This window comes from Herbaspirillum sp. NPDC087042, from assembly GCF_044745245.1.
Taxonomy (GTDB): domain Bacteria; phylum Pseudomonadota; class Gammaproteobacteria; order Burkholderiales; family Burkholderiaceae_D; genus Herbaspirillum.
Genome location: NZ_JBIUZW010000019.1, coordinates 1 through 17290, shown reverse-complemented (window position 1 = coordinate 17290; position 17290 = coordinate 1). Strand labels below are relative to the sequence as shown.

At 63.9% G+C, this 17290-nt stretch carries 14 protein-coding genes; 10 read left to right on the top strand and 4 right to left on the bottom strand.

Translation table 11 applies throughout. The features are described from left to right. Window positions 1–12: 12 nt before the first annotated feature. The 3 genes from ACIPHN_RS22120 to ACIPHN_RS22110 are packed head-to-tail and all read right to left on the bottom strand — an operon-like array spanning window position 13 to window position 2329. Complete coding sequence (locus tag ACIPHN_RS22120) at window positions 13–822, bottom strand: LytR/AlgR family response regulator transcription factor (RefSeq protein WP_400440221.1); 810 nt, start codon at window positions 820–822, stop codon at window positions 13–15. 19 nt (window positions 823–841) lie between these two features. Then, window positions 842–1984, bottom strand: a complete 1143-nt coding sequence (locus ACIPHN_RS22115) for a sensor histidine kinase (RefSeq protein WP_400440218.1) — start codon at window positions 1982–1984, stop codon at window positions 842–844. Window positions 1985–2044: 60 nt separating this feature from the next. Next, window positions 2045–2329: a 2TM domain-containing protein gene (locus ACIPHN_RS22110; RefSeq protein ID WP_400440215.1), complete on the bottom strand. Its 285-nt coding sequence runs from the start codon at window positions 2327–2329 to the stop codon at window positions 2045–2047. A 191-nt stretch (window positions 2330–2520) separates the two neighbouring features. Here ACIPHN_RS22110 and ugpQ point away from each other — a divergent pair, with 191 nt between their 5' ends. The 5 genes from ugpQ to ACIPHN_RS22085 all read left to right on the top strand — a co-directional run bounded on the left by ugpQ (window position 2521) and on the right by ACIPHN_RS22085 (window position 7644). Beyond that, on the top strand, window positions 2521–3264 hold the full coding sequence (gene ugpQ / locus ACIPHN_RS22105; protein WP_400440212.1) for a glycerophosphodiester phosphodiesterase: 744 nt from the start codon (window positions 2521–2523) through the stop codon (window positions 3262–3264). 241 nt (window positions 3265–3505) lie between these two features. Further along, entirely contained in the window at window positions 3506–3727 is a 222-nt protein-coding gene (locus tag ACIPHN_RS22100) for a hypothetical protein (protein ID WP_400440210.1), read from the top strand. Between the two features lie 342 nt (window positions 3728–4069). Further along, window positions 4070–6694, top strand: coding sequence for an alanine--tRNA ligase (gene alaS / locus ACIPHN_RS22095; RefSeq protein WP_400440209.1), 2625 nt, complete (start codon window positions 4070–4072; stop codon window positions 6692–6694). Window positions 6695–6717: 23 nt separating this feature from the next. Beyond that, on the top strand, window positions 6718–7272 hold the full coding sequence (locus tag ACIPHN_RS22090) for an NUDIX domain-containing protein (RefSeq protein WP_400440206.1): 555 nt from the start codon (window positions 6718–6720) through the stop codon (window positions 7270–7272). A gap of 135 nt (window positions 7273–7407) precedes the next feature. Then, window positions 7408–7644, top strand: a complete 237-nt coding sequence (locus ACIPHN_RS22085; RefSeq protein WP_006464319.1) for a sulfurtransferase TusA family protein — start codon at window positions 7408–7410, stop codon at window positions 7642–7644. Between the two features lie 95 nt (window positions 7645–7739). Here the strand turns inward: ACIPHN_RS22085 and ACIPHN_RS22080 are convergent, their stop codons facing one another. Continuing rightward, entirely contained in the window at window positions 7740–9335 is a 1596-nt protein-coding gene (locus ACIPHN_RS22080; protein WP_400440203.1) for an FMN-binding glutamate synthase family protein, read from the bottom strand. A 325-nt stretch (window positions 9336–9660) separates the two neighbouring features. Between ACIPHN_RS22080 and ACIPHN_RS22075 the strand changes: the two genes are divergently transcribed. The 5 genes from ACIPHN_RS22075 to nusA all read left to right on the top strand — a co-directional run. After that, window positions 9661–11826, top strand: a complete 2166-nt coding sequence (locus tag ACIPHN_RS22075) for a putative bifunctional diguanylate cyclase/phosphodiesterase (RefSeq protein ID WP_400440201.1) — start codon at window positions 9661–9663, stop codon at window positions 11824–11826. A 398-nt stretch (window positions 11827–12224) separates the two neighbouring features. After that, the gene (scpB, locus tag ACIPHN_RS22070) at window positions 12225–13181 is read left to right on the top strand and encodes an SMC-Scp complex subunit ScpB (protein WP_400440199.1); all 957 of its coding nucleotides are present in this window, start codon (window positions 12225–12227) and stop codon (window positions 13179–13181) included. Further along, window positions 13168–15228, top strand: a complete 2061-nt coding sequence (gene rluB / locus ACIPHN_RS22065; RefSeq protein ID WP_400440197.1) for a 23S rRNA pseudouridine(2605) synthase RluB — start codon at window positions 13168–13170, stop codon at window positions 15226–15228. Before scpB ends, rluB begins: the two co-directional genes overlap by 14 nt. 409 nt (window positions 15229–15637) lie before the next feature. Next, on the top strand, window positions 15638–16132 hold the full coding sequence (gene rimP / locus ACIPHN_RS22060; protein WP_400440195.1) for a ribosome maturation factor RimP: 495 nt from the start codon (window positions 15638–15640) through the stop codon (window positions 16130–16132). After that, a partial coding sequence (gene nusA / locus ACIPHN_RS22055) for a transcription termination factor NusA (RefSeq protein WP_400440192.1) occupies window positions 16129–17290 on the top strand: 1162 nt, incomplete at its 3' end. The genes rimP and nusA, both read left to right, overlap by 4 nt.

Here is a 17290-nt window from a genome sequence, read left to right as displayed (position 1 = left end):
CGTGGGGCTTGCCTACATCTGCTTGAACAGATGGGCGAACAGGCGGCTCACCGGCAGTTTCTCGGGCCGGTCATGCAGTACCAGCGAGAGCTTGCCGGCCTCGTCGCGTAGTGCCGCCTGCACCTTGCGCACCTGTACCACGGTGCCGCGATGGATCTGCCAGAACTGGCGTCCATCCAGCTGGGGCAGCAGTTCGCGCAGGCTGGTGCGGATCAGCGCCTCGCCATCGGCGGTGACGACATTGACGTATTTGTCGGTGGCCTCGAAGTAGAGCACCTCCTCCACCGGGATCAGCCGGGTGCGGTTGCCGACGGCGGCGCGGATGATCTCCAGGCGCGGCGTCGCCGCTTGCTCTGCCGGGGCGGCCAGTTGTCGCAGCCGGGCCAGGGCAAGCTCCAGGTAGTCGTCCTGGCTGCTGGCGCTGCGTTGCGCCAGCAGGGTTTGCAGCCGTTGCACGGTGCTGCCCAGGCGGGCATCGGTGACCGGCTTGAGCAGGTAATCGATGGCGGCCCGCTCGAAGGCCTCCAGGGCATGCTCGTCATAGGCCGTCACAAAGACGATGAGCGGGAAGGGCTTCTCACCCGGGCCTTGCGGCCATTGCTCGGCCAGTTCGCGGGCCACCTCCAGGCCGCTCTGGCCGGGCATCTTGATATCCAGGAACAGCACATCGGGGCGCAGCGCCAGCGCCTGCTCCAGCGCGACGATGCCGTTGGGGGCCAGCTGCAGCACGTCCAGCTGCGGCCAGGTGCGTTGCAGCGCCTGGCTTAGCGCCTTGGCCAGCAAGGGTTCGTCTTCGGCGATCAGGGCGGTAGGAGAGGGCATGCGCGTTTCCGCTGGGTGGTCAGTGATCGAGCAGGCGGCTGCTCTTGGCGGGCCGGTGCGCCGCCTTGAGCGTCTTGAGCGGGATGGTGACCTGGGCCATCGCGCCAGCCGGGACGTTATGGGTGATGATCAGTTCGGACAGCGGACCATAGAGGGTCACCAGCCGTTCGCGGATATTGTCCAGGCCGAAGTGCATGCCGATGACCGGCTCCTTCTGCGCCGGCGGCTGGTTCAGGCTGAAGCTGGTGGGCAGGCCCACGCCGGTATCGAGCACGCTCAGCACCAGCATGTCGTTGTGGATGGCCGCGCGCACGGTGCAATTGCCGCCTTCCACCTTGGGCTCCAGGCCGTGCTTGATGGCGTTTTCCACCAGTGGCTGCAGCAGCATCGGCGCCAGGCGCAGCCGGCCCAGGTGCTCCGGCAGTTGCAGGGTATAGGACAGGCGCATGCCCATGCGCAGCGACATCAGGCCCAGATAGGCCTTGATCAGGTCGAATTCCTTTTGCAGCGTGGTGCTGTCGGCGCGCGAGGCCGACAGGGTGGTGCGCAGGTATTGCACCAGCTGGTTGAGCATCAGTTCGGCCTGCAGCGGATCGGTGCTGATCAGCGATTGCAGGGTGGCCAGGGTATTGAACAGCATGTGCGGCTCGATCTGTGCCTGCAGCATCTGCAGCTGGGCTTGCACCGCCTGCTTCTCGACCTGGCTGGCGTGGGCCTCCAGGGCGGCCAGCTTCTGGCGGTTCCAGAAGAACAGGGTGGCGCCGAAGCAGACCAGGAAGGTCAGCACGATCGCCGCGATGATGTTGTCGCTGTGCTCGGGGACCAGGCTCAGGATGGGCTGGCCCAGCAACAGGCTGGCCAGGATGCGGCCCAGCAGCACCGACACGGGTGCGGCCACCAGGATCAGGACGGCAAAACCGAGCTTGTTGGGCGGGCCATCGCCCCAGATCGCCAGGCGCGTGCCGTTGATGAACAGCATGGCCAGCAGGCCGATGCACATCGAGACCTGCAGGTTTTCGTAGAAGCTGCCGCCGATGCGCATCAGGTAGGTCACCGCCAGCGCGCACAGCAGGTTGATCACCAGCGTGGGCAGCAGCGAGCTGGCCAGTTCGCGCAGCAACAGCAGCAGGCGGGGTGGGACGGAGGTATCTCGTTGATTCATGCGTTCTCGGTGGTGAAGCGGGCTGGCGGGCTTGCGGACGGGCGCCGGTGGCCGTGCCAGTCAGTGGCGGCGCAGCTCGCGCTCTATCATCGCCTGCTTCCAGCCGGCGGGAAAGCGCCCGAATACGCCCAGGGCGTGGAATAGTAACCCGATTCCCCAGCCAAGGAGAGGCCCCAGGCTCCACCAGTGGTGATGCGCGGTGAGCAGGTTCAGGGTGACCAGGCCGGCATTGACCACTACATAGAGGGCCAGGTGGCGCAGGAAACCCAGTTGCCGCTCGACCCGGCGCCGGGCTTGCCGGAACTGGTCGGGGCTGACGCTTTCGGGCTGGTCGGATACAGGCATGGCGCTCTCGCAGGATGGGGGGGAATGGCCGCAGGATGCGCCTGGGCAGGGTGAGCGGCCAGCACCATGCGACCAGATGCCGCCGGCATGTCGCCAAATGCTTGTGGCGCGGCGCGATCTGCACTACCTTATGCGCCCATTGGCGGTGCTTGCGCCTGCCTGTCCCGATCTTCCTGTCTGGAGAGAACACCATGTGGCCCTATCCCAAGATCCTCGCCCATCGCGGCGGTGGCACGCTGGCACCGGAAAACACCCTGGCCGGCTTTCGCACCGGTCTGCAGCACGGTTATCGCGCGGCCGAGTTCGATGTCATGCTCACCCGCGACGACGTCCCCATCCTGATGCACGACCCCCAGCGCGGACGCACCCTGCCCGGCAGCGGCAAGATCGCCGAGACCGACTGGGCCGAGCTGCGCGAGCTCGAAGCGGGCGCCTGGCTGGACGCTTCTTTTGCTGGCGAGCGCATCTGCACGCTGGAGCAGGGGCTGGACTTCTGCCTGGAACACGGTATCTGGATGAACGTCGAGATCAAGCCGGCCGCCCCCGAACATGCCCGCCGCACCGCCGAACTGGCCGCGCAGGCGGTGGCACGTCGCTTCGACGGTGCACCGGCAGCGTCGCTGCCGGTGCTGTCCTCGTTTTCCTTCGAGGCGCTGCTCGCCGCCAAGGACGTGGCGCCACAGCTGCCGCGGGGCTTCCTGACCGACGTGATCCATGACGACTGGGAAGCGCGCCTGCAGCAGTTGCAGGCCGTGGCCCTGCATACCAACCACAAGCACCTCACGCCGGCGCTGGCCGCCGCCGTCAAGGCTGCCGGCTACGGCCTGTTCTGCTATACCGTCAACGAGACGGCGCGTGCCGCCGAGATCCGCAGCTGGGGCGTGGACGCCTTCTGCACCGATCGCATCGACCTGATCGCGGCCGATAACTGGTAATCACGCAATCCGCGCCATCGCGCTGCTTGGAAATGAACGGCAAATCGCGCTCTTACCGGCGGACTGAATCGCGCCATGCTCGCTATGATGGCCCTGCGGCTGACAGCGGCCTTCAGGGGGGAGCTTCCAGGAAGCTGTCAACGTGCCGCAAAAGCCCTGCGTTAAGGATGCACAAGGCCGGCGCCCGTGAGCACGCCGGTGGACTTGTGGAGCACACAACACTGAGATATAGAGGAAAACGATGAAGATCAACAAACTGCTGGCAGCCGTACTCGTCGCCGCTTTCGCCATGCCCGTCCTGGCCCAGCCCGCACCGGCCGCGGCTCCTGCAGCCGAAGCTCCGGCCGCCAAGCCTGCGCACAAGAAGCACAAGAAGCACACCAAGAAGGCCAAGAAGCACAAGAAGCACAAGAAGCACGCCAAGAAGGCCGCTCCGGCAATGCCCATCAACAAGGGCGCCTGATCGGTTTTCTCGCCACTGGCCGGTTCACCCCGGCCGGGGCCAGGATTTACCGGAAGGTGCGGCTGATCGTTAAGGTCCGGACGCGCGATCCTTCGCGCCAAGCCGGGTCAGCCGGACCTGTGACCCGTCGGGGATACCCCGGCGGGTTTTTTTTCGCCTGTTCCATCGGTAGCGGCCAGGGCAGGCCGATCCCGCGAGAGGGACCTCCGCACGGCCTGCCATCCGGCAACGCCGCCCCGGCTGCTTATCTGCGGCCGGATCACGTATAATCGTCGGTTCGCAATTGTTTTTTGCACCGACTATCATCCGGGCTTATCCAGGTCCATTTACCAGTCTTCGAACATGAACTCAGCCGAAATTCGCGACAAGTTTCTGAAATTCTTTGAATCCAAGGATCACACCATCGTCCGCTCCTCCAGTCTGGTGCCGGGCAATGACCCGACCCTGCTGTTCACCAACTCGGGCATGGTGCAGTTCAAGGACGTGTTCCTGGGCACCGACAAGCGCAACTACGTGCGCGCCACCTCCGTGCAGCGCTGCCTGCGCGCCGGCGGCAAGCACAACGACCTGGAAAACGTCGGTTACACCGCGCGTCACCATACCTTCTTCGAAATGCTGGGCAACTGGTCCTTCGGCGACTACTTCAAGCGCGAATCGCTGAAGTGGGCCTGGGAACTGCTGACCCAGGTCTATGGCCTGCCGGCCGACAAGCTGTGGGCCACCGTCTACCAGACCGACGACGAAGCCTACGACATCTGGACCAAGGACATCGGCCTGCCGCCCGAGCGCGTGGTGCGCATCGGCGACAACAAGGGCGCACCCTACGCCTCAGACAACTTCTGGCAGATGGCCGAGACCGGCCCCTGCGGTCCCTGCTCCGAGATCTTCTACGACCACGGCCCGGACATCTGGGGCGGCCCCCCGGGTAGCCCCGACGCCGACGGCGACCGCTACATCGAGATCTGGAACAACGTGTTCATGCAGTTCGACCGCCAGCTCGATGCGGCCACCGGCGAATACACCCTGACCCCGCTGCCGGCGCCCTGCGTCGATACCGGCATGGGCCTGGAGCGCCTGGCTGCGATCCTGCAGCACGTGCACAGCAACTACGAGATCGACCTGTTCCAGGCACTGATCAAGGCCGCTGGCCGCGAGACCGGCATCACCGACCTGACCAACGCCTCGCTGCGCGTGATCGCCGACCACATCCGCGCGACCTCCTTCCTGATCGTCGACGGCGTCATTCCGGGCAATGAAGGCCGCGGCTACGTGCTGCGCCGTATCATCCGCCGCGCCCTGCGTCACGGCCACAAGCTGGGCCAGACCAAGCCCTTCTTCCACAAGCTGGTCAAGGACCTGGTGGTGCAGATGGGCGCCGCCTATCCGGAACTGCCGGAAGCCGCCGAGCGCGTCGAGATGGTGCTGAAGCAGGAAGAAGAACGCTTCGGCGAGACCCTGGAACACGGCATGAAGATCCTGGAAGCCGCGCTGGCTTCCAATACCGGCAAGCTCGATGGCGAAACCGCCTTCACGCTCTACGACACCTACGGCTTCCCGCTGGACCTGACCGCCGACATCTGCCGTGAACGCAAGGTGGAACTGGACGAGGCTGGCTTCGACGCCGCCATGGAGCGCCAGAAGACCGCCGCCCGCGCCGCCGGCAAGTTCAAGATGGCCGCGGCCATCGAATACACCGGCGACAAGACCCGCTTCGTCGGCTACGAATTCCTGGCCCAGCAGGCCAAGGTGGTGGCCCTGTACGTGGCCGGCAGCCCGGTGCAGAAGATCGAGGCCGGCCAGGATGCCATCGTGGTGCTGGACACCACCCCGTTCTACGCCGAATCCGGCGGCCAGTCGGGCGATGCCGGTGCGCTGGAAGCCGCTGGCGGCCTGTTCGCCGTGGCCGATACGCACAAGATCCAGGCCGAGGTGTTCGGTCACCACGGTCAACTGGTCAAGGGTAGCCTGGCCGTTGGCGACGCCGTCGAGGCCAAGGTCGATGCCGAGCAGCGCGCCCGCACCATGCGCAACCACTCGGCCACCCACCTGATGCACAAGGCCCTGCGCGAAGTGCTGGGTTCGCACGTGTCGCAGAAGGGTTCGCTGGTCGATGCCGACAAGACCCGTTTCGACTTCAGCCACAATGCGCCGATGACCGCCGACGAGATCCGTCGCGTCGAAGAAATCGTCAACCGCGAAGTGCTGGCCAACGTTGCCACCGGCGCCCAGCTGATGGCTTACGACGATGCGATCGCTGCCGGCGCCATGGCGCTGTTCGGCGAGAAGTACGGCGACCTGGTACGCGTGCTCTCCATCGGCACCTCCACCGAACTGTGCGGCGGCACCCACGTCACCCGCACCGGTGATATCGGTCTGTTCAAGATCGTCTCCGAAGGCGGCGTCGCGGCCGGTATCCGCCGCGTCGAAGCCGTCACCGGCGAAGGCGCGCTGGCGCTGGTGCAGTCGCTGTCGGCCCGCGTGGCCGAAGCCGCTGCCGCCCTGAAGACGCAGCCGGAAGAACTGCTGCCGCGCATCGGCCAGGTGCAGGATCAGGTCAAGGCACTGGAAAAGGAACTGGCTTCGTTGAAGTCCAAGCTGGCCTCCAGCCAGGGCGATGAACTGGTCAACCAGGCCGTCGACATCAACGGCATCAAGGTGTTGGCAGCGACCCTGGAAGGCGCTGATGTCGCGACCCTGCGCGAGACCATGGACAAGTTGAAGGACAAGCTCAAGACCGCCGCCATCGTGCTGGCCAGCGTCAAGGATGGCAAGGTCAGCCTGATCGCCGGTGTCACCGCGGACGCGACCGCCAAGGTCAAGGCGGGCGAGCTGGTCAACTTCGTCGCCCAGCAGGTCGGCGGCAAGGGTGGCGGCCGTCCCGACATGGCCCAGGCCGGCGGCACCGAACCGGCGGCCCTGCCGGGCGCGCTGCAAGGCGTGACCGCTTGGGTGCAAGCCAAGCTGTGATCTGATTCCATCGCGGAGCGCGCATGAGTGATTTCAAGTTCTGCCCGGTTTGCGCAGCATCGCTGGTGCTGCGCGCCGATGAGGACGAGGCCGGCAAGATCCGTCTTGCCTGCCCCGACGGCCACTGGACCCATTGGGATAACCCGCTGCCAGTCCTGGCCGCGCTGGTGGAAATCGACGGCAAGATGCTCACTGCGCGCAATGCCGCCTGGGCCGAAGGGCGTTTTGCGCTCATCACCGGGTTCATGGAGCGCGACGAGACGCCCGAGCAGGGTATCGCCCGTGAGCTCAAGGAAGAAACCGATCTCGATGCCCAGCATATCGAACTCATCGGTGTCTACGAATTCATCCGCAAGAACGAGCTGATCATCGCCTACTACGTCAGGGCCAGCGGCAGCATCACGCTCTCGCCGGAACTGGTGGAATACCGCCTGTCCGAGCCGGCCGACCTGCGCCCCTGGCCAGCCGGTACCGGCCACGCGGTGGCCGACTGGATGCGCGCGCGCAAGCTGCCGGTGCAGTACGTTGAATTTGCCGGTTCCAGCACGCCCATCGAAACACCGCAGGTCAACAAGTAGGCAGCGCAGTCGGGCCATTTCATTGCTTTTGCACAAGCTTAGTGCGGCGAATACAACATATCTTGTGCAATGCATCAACTCGGCGCATCTTTGCAGTAAAATCGTTTTCGTTGTGATCCATTTTGAGTCGCTGTAATGACCATTCAATTTCACCGGGAACTGGATGCCCGCGGCCTGAACTGTCCGCTGCCCATCCTCAAGACCAAGAAAGCACTGGCTGATATGGCCAGTGGCCAGGTACTCAGGGTGACCGCCACCGATACCGGATCGGTGCGCGATTTCCAGGCCTTCGCCAAGCAGACCGGCAACGATCTGCTGGAGCAGTCGCAGAATGATGAACATGAATTCATCTTCTTCATGAAGCGCAAGTAATTCCCTGCCAGGGTTCCACTGGGACTTCCGGCAATAAAAAACCCGCAGTCGTTCAAGACTGCGGGTTTTTTATTGTCCAGCGGAAATGACCGGGCTCAGAATTCAGGATGGAAGCTTTCCGCCCGGGCGATGGGCCAGAACCTTTCATAGACTTGATAGCGATAATTGCCGTCCAGCAAGTCGTTGGGTTGCAGGTACTTCAGGACATTGGACATCAACTGGATCTCGTGATCACTGATGCGCCGCACGATATGGTGTGGACGCAGCGCCGAGGTATGTGGCAGGCCGGCCGCCTGCACCAGTTCCTGCAGGGCGTGCAGGGTGCTCTGGTGGAAGCGGAAGACGCGCTCGGCCTTGTCCGGCACCACCAGCGCGCGGGCGCGGTTGGCATTCTGGGTTGCCACGCCGGTGGGGCAGCGGTCGGTATGGCAGCTTTGTGACTGGATGCAGCCCAGCGCGAACATGAAGCCGCGCGCCGAATTGCACCAGTCCGCCCCCAGCGCCAGCGTGCGGGCCACATCGAAGGCGGTGATGATCTTGCCGCTGGCGCCGATCTTGACCTTGTCGCGCAGGCCGATGCCCACCAGCGTGTTGTGTACCATCAGCAGGCCTTCCTGCAGGGGCATGCCGACGTGGTCGACGAACTCCAGGGGCGCGGCACCGGTGCCGCCTTCGGAGCCATCCACGGTGATGAAGTCGGGCACGATGCCGGTCTTGATCATGGCCTTGGCGATGCCGAAGAATTCCCAGGGGTGCCCCACGCACAGCTTGATGCCGACCGGCTTGCCACCGGAGAGGCCACGCAGCTTCTCGATGAATTCCAGCAGGCCGATGGGGGTGGAGAAGGATGAATGCACGGCCGGCGAGATGCAATCCACGCCCATCGGGATGCCGCGCGTGGCGGCGATTTCCGGCGTGATCTTGGCGGCCGGCAGCACGCCGCCATGGCCGGGCTTGGCCCCCTGCGACAGCTTCACCTCGATCATCCTGACCTGTGGTGACTGCGCCTGGGCGGTGAATTTCTCCTCATTGAAGCTGCCATCGGCATTGCGGCAACCGAAGTAGCCGGAGGCGACCTGCCAGACCAGGTCGCCGCCGAATTCGCGGTGGTAGGAGGAGACCGATCCTTCGCCGGTGTCATGGGCGAAATTGCCCTTTTTTGCGCCCTGGTTCAGCGCGCGGATGGCATTGCCCGAGAGTGCGCCGAAACTCATCGCCGAGACATTGAACACCGACATCGAATACGGCTGGGCACGATCGGCACCGACCACGACGCGAAAGTCGTGGCTGGCGATCTTGGTGGGCGAGAGCGAATGGCCTATCCATTCATGGCCGGCCTGCTGCATGTCCAGCTCGGTGCCGAAGGGGCGGCTGTCGACATCGGCCTTGGCGCGCTGGTAGACCACGCTGCGCTTCTTGCGGGAGAACGGCCGGCCATCCATCTCGTCTTCGAAGAAATACTGGCGCAGCTCCGGGCGGATGGCCTCGAACATGAAGCGGAAATGGCCGATCAGCGGATAGTTGCGCAGGACCGCGTGGCGCCGCTGCACCAGGTCACGTACTCCGATGAACGTCAGCACCAGCGGCACCAGTGCCCAGGCCCAGCTGAGGTAGTGGCCGGCGGCCAGCAGCATCAGCGCGACGGTGAGAACCAGGACTGCCCAGAATACGAAATACCGATTTGCCCACATAGGAAGGATCCGCTTGTTGTCATTGTTGAACCGGCGCCGGTCGACCGGCTGGCGGTCGCGGGCGGGCTTGGGAGGATTCTACCGCCGCCCGGCGCCGGCCCTGCGGGACGAAATGAGGGGTGTTTCCGGTCGATTTGCCGATGTGCCGCGCCGGGTGGCATGCATGTGACCTCTCATCATGGTCTTTTTCGTGCGATGGCATCCTTATTGCTTTATCGGTACATCCGAAGAACCGCTGCACGGACAAGACGGTTCCACTATTCCGATCACCACAAGCACATCTTCTACAGCCTTGCGTAGAGGGGGCGAGAGACGCGATGTCGTTATGAAAACAGCTGCTGCACCGGCCCAGTGTCGCCACGATGCGGGCCAGAATCACGCCGTCGTGGCCATTCCGCGTTCACCGCGGCTGCTGGAAACCCTGCTGGCCAACCTGGATGGGGCAGTCTATCGCTGCCGCGACGATGAGCACTGGACCATCGAGTTCGTCAGTGAAGGTTGCCTGGCCCTGACCGGCTACCTGCCCGAGGAGCTGCTGCTGAACCAGCGCATCTCCTTTCTGGAGTTGACCCACCCGGAAGACCGCGCCATGGTGCGCGCCCATATCGATAGTTGCATGCGTGAGCGTCGCCGCATCGACATCGAGTACCGCATCGTGCGCGCCGATGGCGCCCTGCGCTGGGTGTGGGAGCGCGGGGTGGGCATCTACGGCGCCAGCGGGCGGGTGGAAGCCATGGAGGGCTTCCTGCAGGATGTGACCGAGCGCAAGGAAGCCGCGCAAGCCTTGCAGGAAGCCGAGCGCCGCTATCGCAGCATCTTCGAGAATGCCATCGAAGGGGTATTCCAGACCACACTCGATGGCACCTATATCGCCGTCAACCCGGCGCTGGCGCGCATCTATGGCTATCGCTCGCCCGAGGACCTGATCGTGGGCCTGCGCGACATCAGCCACCAGCTTTACGTGGAGCCGGAGCGGCGCCGTGAATTCATGCGGCTCATGGAGCAGCAGGGATCGGTCTCCAATTTCGAGTCGCGCGTCTATCGCCGTGATGGCGACATCATCTGGATTTCCGAAAACGCCCGTGCCGTCCATGACGACAGTGGCGGACTCAGTTGCTACGAAGGCACGGTGGAGGTCATCACCGAGCGCAAGCTCTATGAAGCGGAAATGCGCCACCAGGCCACACATGACGCCCTGACCGGATTGCCCAACCGCAACATGCTGCACGAACACCTGCAGCGCGCCATCCAGGCGGCGCGCCAGAAGGGCGGCCTGACCGCGGTAGCCTTCGTGGACCTGGATCAGTTCAAGTTCATCAATGACAGCCTGGGCCACCAGGTCGGCGATGAATTGCTCAAGACGGTGGCGCAGCGCCTGCAATCCTGCCTGCGCGATAGCGACATGGTGGCGCGCCAGGGCGGCGACGAGTTCGTGCTGGTGCTGCAGAACCAGAGTGGCGGCGAGGCAGGCATCGCCGAGGTGATGCAGCGCATCCTGGTGGCCGTGTCGCGCCCCTGGCAGGCTGGCGGGCGTGAGTTCCAGGTCACCTCCAGCATCGGCGTGAGCCGCTACCCGGACGATGGCCGGGATGTGGAAACCCTGCTCAAGCACGCCGATTCGGCCATGTACCGGGCCAAGGAGCAGGGGCGCAACAACTTCCAGTTCTTCGCGCCCTGGATGGATACGCAGGTCAGCAATCGCCTGGAAATGCTCATCAACCTGCGCCGGGCGCTGGACCAGGAGGAGTTCAAGCTCTATTACCAGCCCAAGCTGAGTCTGGTCGATGGCAGCGTGGTGGGCGCCGAGGCGCTGATCCGCTGGCAGTCTCCCGAGCAGGGCCTGGTACCGCCGGACCGCTTCATCCCCTTTGCCGAAGAGGCCGGCTTGATCGTGCCCATCGGCGAATGGGTCTTGCGCACCGCCTGCCACCAGAACAAGGCCTGGCAGCAGGCCGGGTTGCCGCCGATGCCGGTGGCGGTCAATCTTTCTCCGCGTCAACTCAACCAGAGCCTGCCGGCCTTCGTGGCCGACGTGCTGGCCCAGAGCGGACTGGCGGCCTCCTGCCTGGAGCTGGAAATCACCGAGAACGTGGTGATGAAGGATGCCGAGAAAAGCGTGGCCACCCTGCATGCCTTGAAGCGTCTGGGCTTGCAGATCTCGGTGGATGATTTCGGCACCGGTTATTCCAGCCTGTCGTATCTGCGCCGCTTTCCGGTCGATGCGCTCAAGATCGACAAGTCCTTCGTGCGCGATATCGCCCGCGATGCCGACAGTGCGGCCATCGTCAAGGCGGTCATCTCGCTGGCCCATATCCTGAACCTGCGGGTCATCGCCGAAGGGGTGGAGGACGAGGAACAACATGTTTTCCTGAAGGAAAATGCCTGCGACGAGGTGCAGGGATATTACTTTGGCAAGCCCATGGCGGTGGAGGATTTCACGGCCTGGTTGGGCAAGCAGGCGATCCGGCGCCCGGACCCGGCGTGCAAATAATTGTCCGTGGGGCGCAACAGGCTCCAACCCCGGAAATCTTTGTGCTACACTCCGCGCAGTACTTTTTTATGCCTTGCGCCCGACCGCCGCAGCCTGTGCGGCCAATAACGGATCCATGACGCAAGGCCGGTAGTTGAAAAGGTGCAGGTCGGCCGTCCGCAACCCCGCGACATGACGGCTTTGCGAAAGCGCGATATCCCCGCGACGCCGATTTGCCCGGGTCTTAGATTCCAGCTCATTCAATCTCCAAACACCGGAAGGCAGCGCCGCCACAGACAGCACTGCGCCAGACTGGTCGTACCCGGCTTGCCCGCAAGCCGGATTCGTCGCAGGCATGCCGGACGGAGACCAGCTGCAAGCCGAACTTTTGTTAACAACAAGACGCACAAGAGTGGTACATGAATATTGCTGAGGCCAAGAAAGTCCTCGAAACCGCATTGCTTTGCACGCATGAGCCCCTGTCGGTCAATGAGCTCAAGAAGCTGTATATCGATCCCGAGAGCGAAGAAGCCAGCGAAATCAACGCCGAGATGATCCGGCAGATGCTCGAGGAGCTGCGCACCGAGTGGGCCGACAAAGGCGTGGAAGTGGTCAGCCTGTCGACCGGGTGGCGCTTCCAGAGCCGCAAGGAAATGAAGGTCTACCTGGAGCGCCTCAATCCCGAGAAGCCGCCCCGGTACACCCGCGCGACCCTGGAGACCTTGGCCATCATCGCCTATCGCCAACCGGTGACGCGTGGTGATATCGAGGACATCCGTGGCGTGGCGGTCAATTCTCAGACCATCAAGATGCTGGAAGAGCGGGGCTGGATCGAATCCATCGGCCATCGCGACGTGCCGGGCCGACCGGCCCTGTTTGCCACCACGCGCAAGTTCCTGGATGACCTGGGACTGAGTTCGCTGGAAGAGTTGCCGCCGCTGCAGCAGGTCGGCGGCGAGGCTGCCGTCCAGGGGGCGCTGCTGGAATTGCAGGCACTCGAAGGAGGTGCCGCGGCACTGGTCGAGGAAGACGCTGCCGGCGCGACCGAGGAGTCGCAGCTGCCGCTGGCGGACATCGACGAGGGAGCGCCTGACGAGCACGAAGCGGCTCAGCCGCAAGCCGATGCCGTCGACGTGGCGGAACCGCAGGAAATGGATAACGCAGTGCCCCCGGGGGAAGAGGGCGCGGCAAGCAGTGAAGACGCTTCCCCAGAAGCGCAAGAACCTTTTGAGCAAGACGTTGCCGTAATTGGCACAGACGCCACCGAGGCTGCCGTTGAAGCGGCCGGCGAGCATAACGACACCACCGAGCGGGCCCAGGAGCGGGAAGACGACGCGCGTCCGCCACATCAAGATCCGAAGAATGAAGCCAACTAGTTCCAAAGACGAGCACAACGTCGAATCCGTCGCAGCCGATGCCGCTGCCACCGAGAAGCCGGTGAAGAAGCGCACCCGCAAGACTGCGGCTGCGACCGATACCCCGGCTGTCGCGCCCGAAGCGGTCGAGGCGGCAGCGCCTGCGCCCAAGAAGCGCGCGTCGCGCGCCAAGAAGGTGGAGGGCGAAGAGGCGGTAGCCGCGCCTGCCGCCGCCGTGAAGGCCGCGCCAGCACCGGAAAAGAAGCCACGCGCCACCAAGCCGCGTGCCAAGAAGTCCGAGCAGGCCGCCGAGGTGGCTGAAGTCGCAGCCGCACCGGCGCAGATGAGCCTGGAAATGGAGGCGCCGTCCAAGCCCGCCAAGGCCCGTGCACCGCGCGCCAAGAAGGCTGATGCACCTGCGCCGGCACCGGCCGCGGTCGAGGCTGCGCCCGTCGAGCCGCCCAAGGTCATCGTGACCGTGGGTGAGGAAGTCGTGGCGCCGCCGGTCCTGCTGGATGCCCCGCTCGATCCGAATCGAGCCAAGCCTGCCCGCCGTGGCGTGCGTGGTCCGCGTGCCTTGCGCAACAACCGCGCCGCCCAGCGCGCCGCTGCTGGTGCCGAAGGCGCACCGGCCGGCAAGGACGAGGCTGTTGCAGCGCCCGAGCAGCGCGGCCAGTTCGGCAAGAACCGTGGTCAGCAAGGCCAACAAGGTCAGCAGGGCCAGTCGGGCCAGCAGCAAGGCAAGAAGAATTTCGACAAGAACGGCAAGAAGCCGAAGGCTCCGCAACTGGGCCTGCGCGCTGGCGAGCAGACCGATGACATCTTCAGCTTTGTCACCTCCGAAGCCTATGATCGTGAAGACGGCGCCAAGGGCGCGGCACGCCAGCCGCACCAGATGCGCGGCAAGAATGGTCGCCGCGATCTGACCGCCGAGGACGATGCCCCCAAGCTGCACAAGGTGCTGGCCGACGCCGGTCTGGGTTCGCGTCGCGACATGGAAGAACTGATCGTTGCCGGCCGCGTGTCGGTCAACGGCGAGCCGGCCCACATCGGCCAGCGCATCCTGCCCACCGATGCCGTGCGCATCAATGGCAAGCTGATCCAGCGCAAGGTGAGCAAGCGTCCGCCGCGCGTGCTGGTCTATCACAAGCCCTCCGGCGAGATCGTCAGTCACTCCGATCCGGAAGGCCGCAGCTCGGTCTTCGATCGTCTGCCCACCATGAAGGCCGGCAAGTGGCTGGCTGTGGGTCGCCTGGACTTCAATACCGAAGGCCTGCTGCTCTTCACCACCTCCGGTGACCTGGCCAACCGCCTGATGCACCCGCGCTACAACATCGAGCGTGAATACGCCGTGCGTACCCTGGGCGAGCTGGAAGAGGGCATGCGCCAGAAGTTGCTGCATGGCGTCGAGCTCGATGACGGTCTGGCGCAGTTCTCGCGCATCGCCGATGGCGGTGGCGAAGGCGTCAACAAGTGGTACCGCGTCACCATCGGCGAAGGCCGCAACCGCGAAGTGCGTCGCATGTTCGAGGCGGTCGGCCTGACCGTCTCGCGCCTGATCCGTACCCGCTACGGTGCCATGAGCCTGCCGCAGACCTTGAAGCGTGGTCGCTGGGAAGAGCTGGAAGAAAACGCCGTGCGCAACCTGATGGCCGCCTGTGGTCTGGAAAAGCAGGCTGGTGAGGGCAAGTCCGGTAACGCCGGAAATGCTGGCAACGCCGGCAAGGGTTCGGGCAACAATGGTCCGCGTGGCAACTCCATGCAGAACAAGGGGCCGCAGAAGGGTCGTGGCGGCAGCTACGGCGGCGGCCAGGGTGGTAATTACGGCGGTGGCCAGGGTGGCAACTACGGTGGTAACCAGGGCGGCAACTACGGTGGCAACAAGGGTGGTGGCCAGTCCAAGAGTCGCCAGCCGGATCCGCTGCAGACTGCGCTGGGCTTCCCCGATGCCGGCAATGGCCAGCGTCGTGGCAATCGCCCGCAGCGCAATGGCAATACCGCGGCCAACTACATGCTGGGCGGTCTGCCGGGCATGAACCGCCGTCGCGGCGGTGGTGGCGGTCGTTGATCTGTTGATGCGGCCGTGGCCGCCATCCCGCGGCTTGCCGCGCGGAAAATGGCGGTGCGGCCAGTCTGCAGGATGATGGCCCTGGTGCGCAGGGAGTGCGCCGATGACGTTTTTTATGGACGTTTTTGGCGCGCTCAATACATTTTGGGTCACTCCGGGTTTGCTGCGGCTACCTGTATCGGTTATAATGTGTTAGTTAAACGCAACCTGCCGCGAATCGCATATGTGATAAATCATTGAAAGATCCGCCTGCGCCACGAAGCTACGGAAGTAGGGCGGTTCGCGTGATGTGTGATCTCGATTTGCGTGAGAGATAACAAAAGATGGGCAGATGCCCATTTTTTTTTTGCTGATCAATTTTCGATGCCGGTCTTTTCGATGAGTCCGGCGTCCTGATGGAGAAATAGTCTTGCAATTGCTGGAACTGATCGAATCCACCCTCTCGGGCCTGGGCTACGAACTGGTTGAGTTCGAGAAGGCGCCGCGCGGCCTGGTGCGCGTCTTCATCGATTTCCCGTTCGACCCCGAGGCGGAAGAAGCGCATTCGATCACGGTCGAGGATTGCGAGAAAGCGACGCATCAGCTGTTGCACGTCTTCACTGTGGAAAACGTGCTCTATGAGCGTCTGGAAGTCTCCTCGCCGGGGCTGGATCGCCCCCTGAAGAAGTTCTCGGACTTCGTGCGCTTCGTCGATTGCGAAGCCGTCGTCAAGCTGCGCGTGCCGCTGCCTGGCACGTCCAATCGCAAGACCTACGAAGGTGTGCTGCGTACCCCCGAAGGCGAGGAACTGGTACTGGAATTTGAAGCAAACGATGGGTCGGCTGCCGTGTTGAATTTCACGCTGGCCGATGTGGATAAGGCACACCTGGTGCCGCAGGTCGATTTTAGGAGTCGCAAAGGATGAGTCGCGAAATTTTGTTGTTGGTCGATGCGCTGGCGCGCGAAAAGAACGTCGATAAGGAAGTCGTCTTCGGCGCGTTGGAGCATGCCCTGGCGCAGGCTACCAAGAAGCGCTATGAAGGCGAGGTCGACATTCGCGTCTCGATCGATCGCGAAAGCGGCGAGTTCGAATCCTTCCGTCGCTGGCATGTGGTGCCTGACGAGGCCGGCCTGCAACTGCCCGACCAGGAAGTGCTGCTGTTCGAAGCCCGCGACCAGTTCCCCGATATCGAAGTGGACGAGTACATCGAGGATCCGATCGAATCCGTCGAATTCGGCCGCCGTTTTGCCCAGGACACCAAGCAGGTCGTCCTGCAGCGCATCCGCGACGCCGAGCGCGAGCAGATCCTGGCCGACTTCCTGGCCCGTGGCGATGCCCTGGTGACCGGTACCATCAAGCGCATGGAGCGCGGTGACGCCATCATCGAATCCGGCAAGATCGAAGCACGCCTGCCGCGTGACCAGATGATCCCCAAGGAAAACCTGCGTATCGGCGACCGTGTGCGTGCCTACATCCTGCGTGTGGATCGCAGCGCCCGTGGCCCGCAGGTGATCCTGTCGCGTACCGCGCCTGAATTCATCATGAAGCTGTTCGAGCTGGAAGTACCGGAAATCGAACAAGGCTCGCTGGAAATCAAGTCCGCTGCCCGTGACCCGGGTGTGCGCGCCAAGATCGCGGTCTACACCGCCGACAAGCGCATCGACCCCATCGGTACCTGCGTGGGCATGCGCGGTTCGCGCGTGCAGGCTGTCACCGGTGAACTGGGCGGCGAGCGCGTGGACATCGTGCTGTGGTCGGAAGACCCGGCCCAATTCGTCATCGGCGCACTGGCACCGGCCAACGTCAGCTCCATCGTCGTCGATGAAGAAAAGCACGCCATGGACGTCGTGGTGGACGAAGAGAACCTGGCCATCGCGATTGGCCGTGGCGGTCAGAACGTGCGCCTGGCCGCCGAGCTGACCCGCTGGCAGATCAATATCATGACGGCCGAGGAATCGGCCGACAAGTCGGCAGCCGAGACCGCGCTGATCCGTACGCTGTTCATGGAAAAGCTCGATGTTGACCAGGAAGTGGCCGACATCCTGGTCGAGGAAGGTTTCTCGACCCTGGAAGAAATCGCCT

Bases quoted from the DNA above. Each gene is read 5' to 3' on its own strand.
- ACIPHN_RS22120 (WP_400440221.1), bottom strand. From the start codon at position 822: ATGCCCTCTCCTACCGCCCTGATCGCCGAAGACGAACCCTTGCTGGCC.
- ACIPHN_RS22115 (WP_400440218.1), bottom strand. From the start codon at position 1,984: ATGAATCAACGAGATACCTCCGTCCCACCCCGCCTGCTGCTGTTGCTG.
- ACIPHN_RS22110 (WP_400440215.1), bottom strand. From the start codon at position 2,329: ATGCCTGTATCCGACCAGCCCGAAAGCGTCAGCCCCGACCAGTTCCGG.
- ugpQ (WP_400440212.1), top strand. From the start codon at position 2,521: ATGTGGCCCTATCCCAAGATCCTCGCCCATCGCGGCGGTGGCACGCTG.
- ACIPHN_RS22100 (WP_400440210.1), top strand. From the start codon at position 3,506: ATGAAGATCAACAAACTGCTGGCAGCCGTACTCGTCGCCGCTTTCGCC.
- alaS (WP_400440209.1), top strand. From the start codon at position 4,070: ATGAACTCAGCCGAAATTCGCGACAAGTTTCTGAAATTCTTTGAATCC.
- ACIPHN_RS22090 (WP_400440206.1), top strand. From the start codon at position 6,718: ATGAGTGATTTCAAGTTCTGCCCGGTTTGCGCAGCATCGCTGGTGCTG.
- ACIPHN_RS22085 (WP_006464319.1), top strand. From the start codon at position 7,408: ATGACCATTCAATTTCACCGGGAACTGGATGCCCGCGGCCTGAACTGT.
- ACIPHN_RS22080 (WP_400440203.1), bottom strand. From the start codon at position 9,335: ATGTGGGCAAATCGGTATTTCGTATTCTGGGCAGTCCTGGTTCTCACC.
- ACIPHN_RS22075 (WP_400440201.1), top strand. From the start codon at position 9,661: ATGAAAACAGCTGCTGCACCGGCCCAGTGTCGCCACGATGCGGGCCAG.
- scpB (WP_400440199.1), top strand. From the start codon at position 12,225: ATGAATATTGCTGAGGCCAAGAAAGTCCTCGAAACCGCATTGCTTTGC.
- rluB (WP_400440197.1), top strand. From the start codon at position 13,168: ATGAAGCCAACTAGTTCCAAAGACGAGCACAACGTCGAATCCGTCGCA.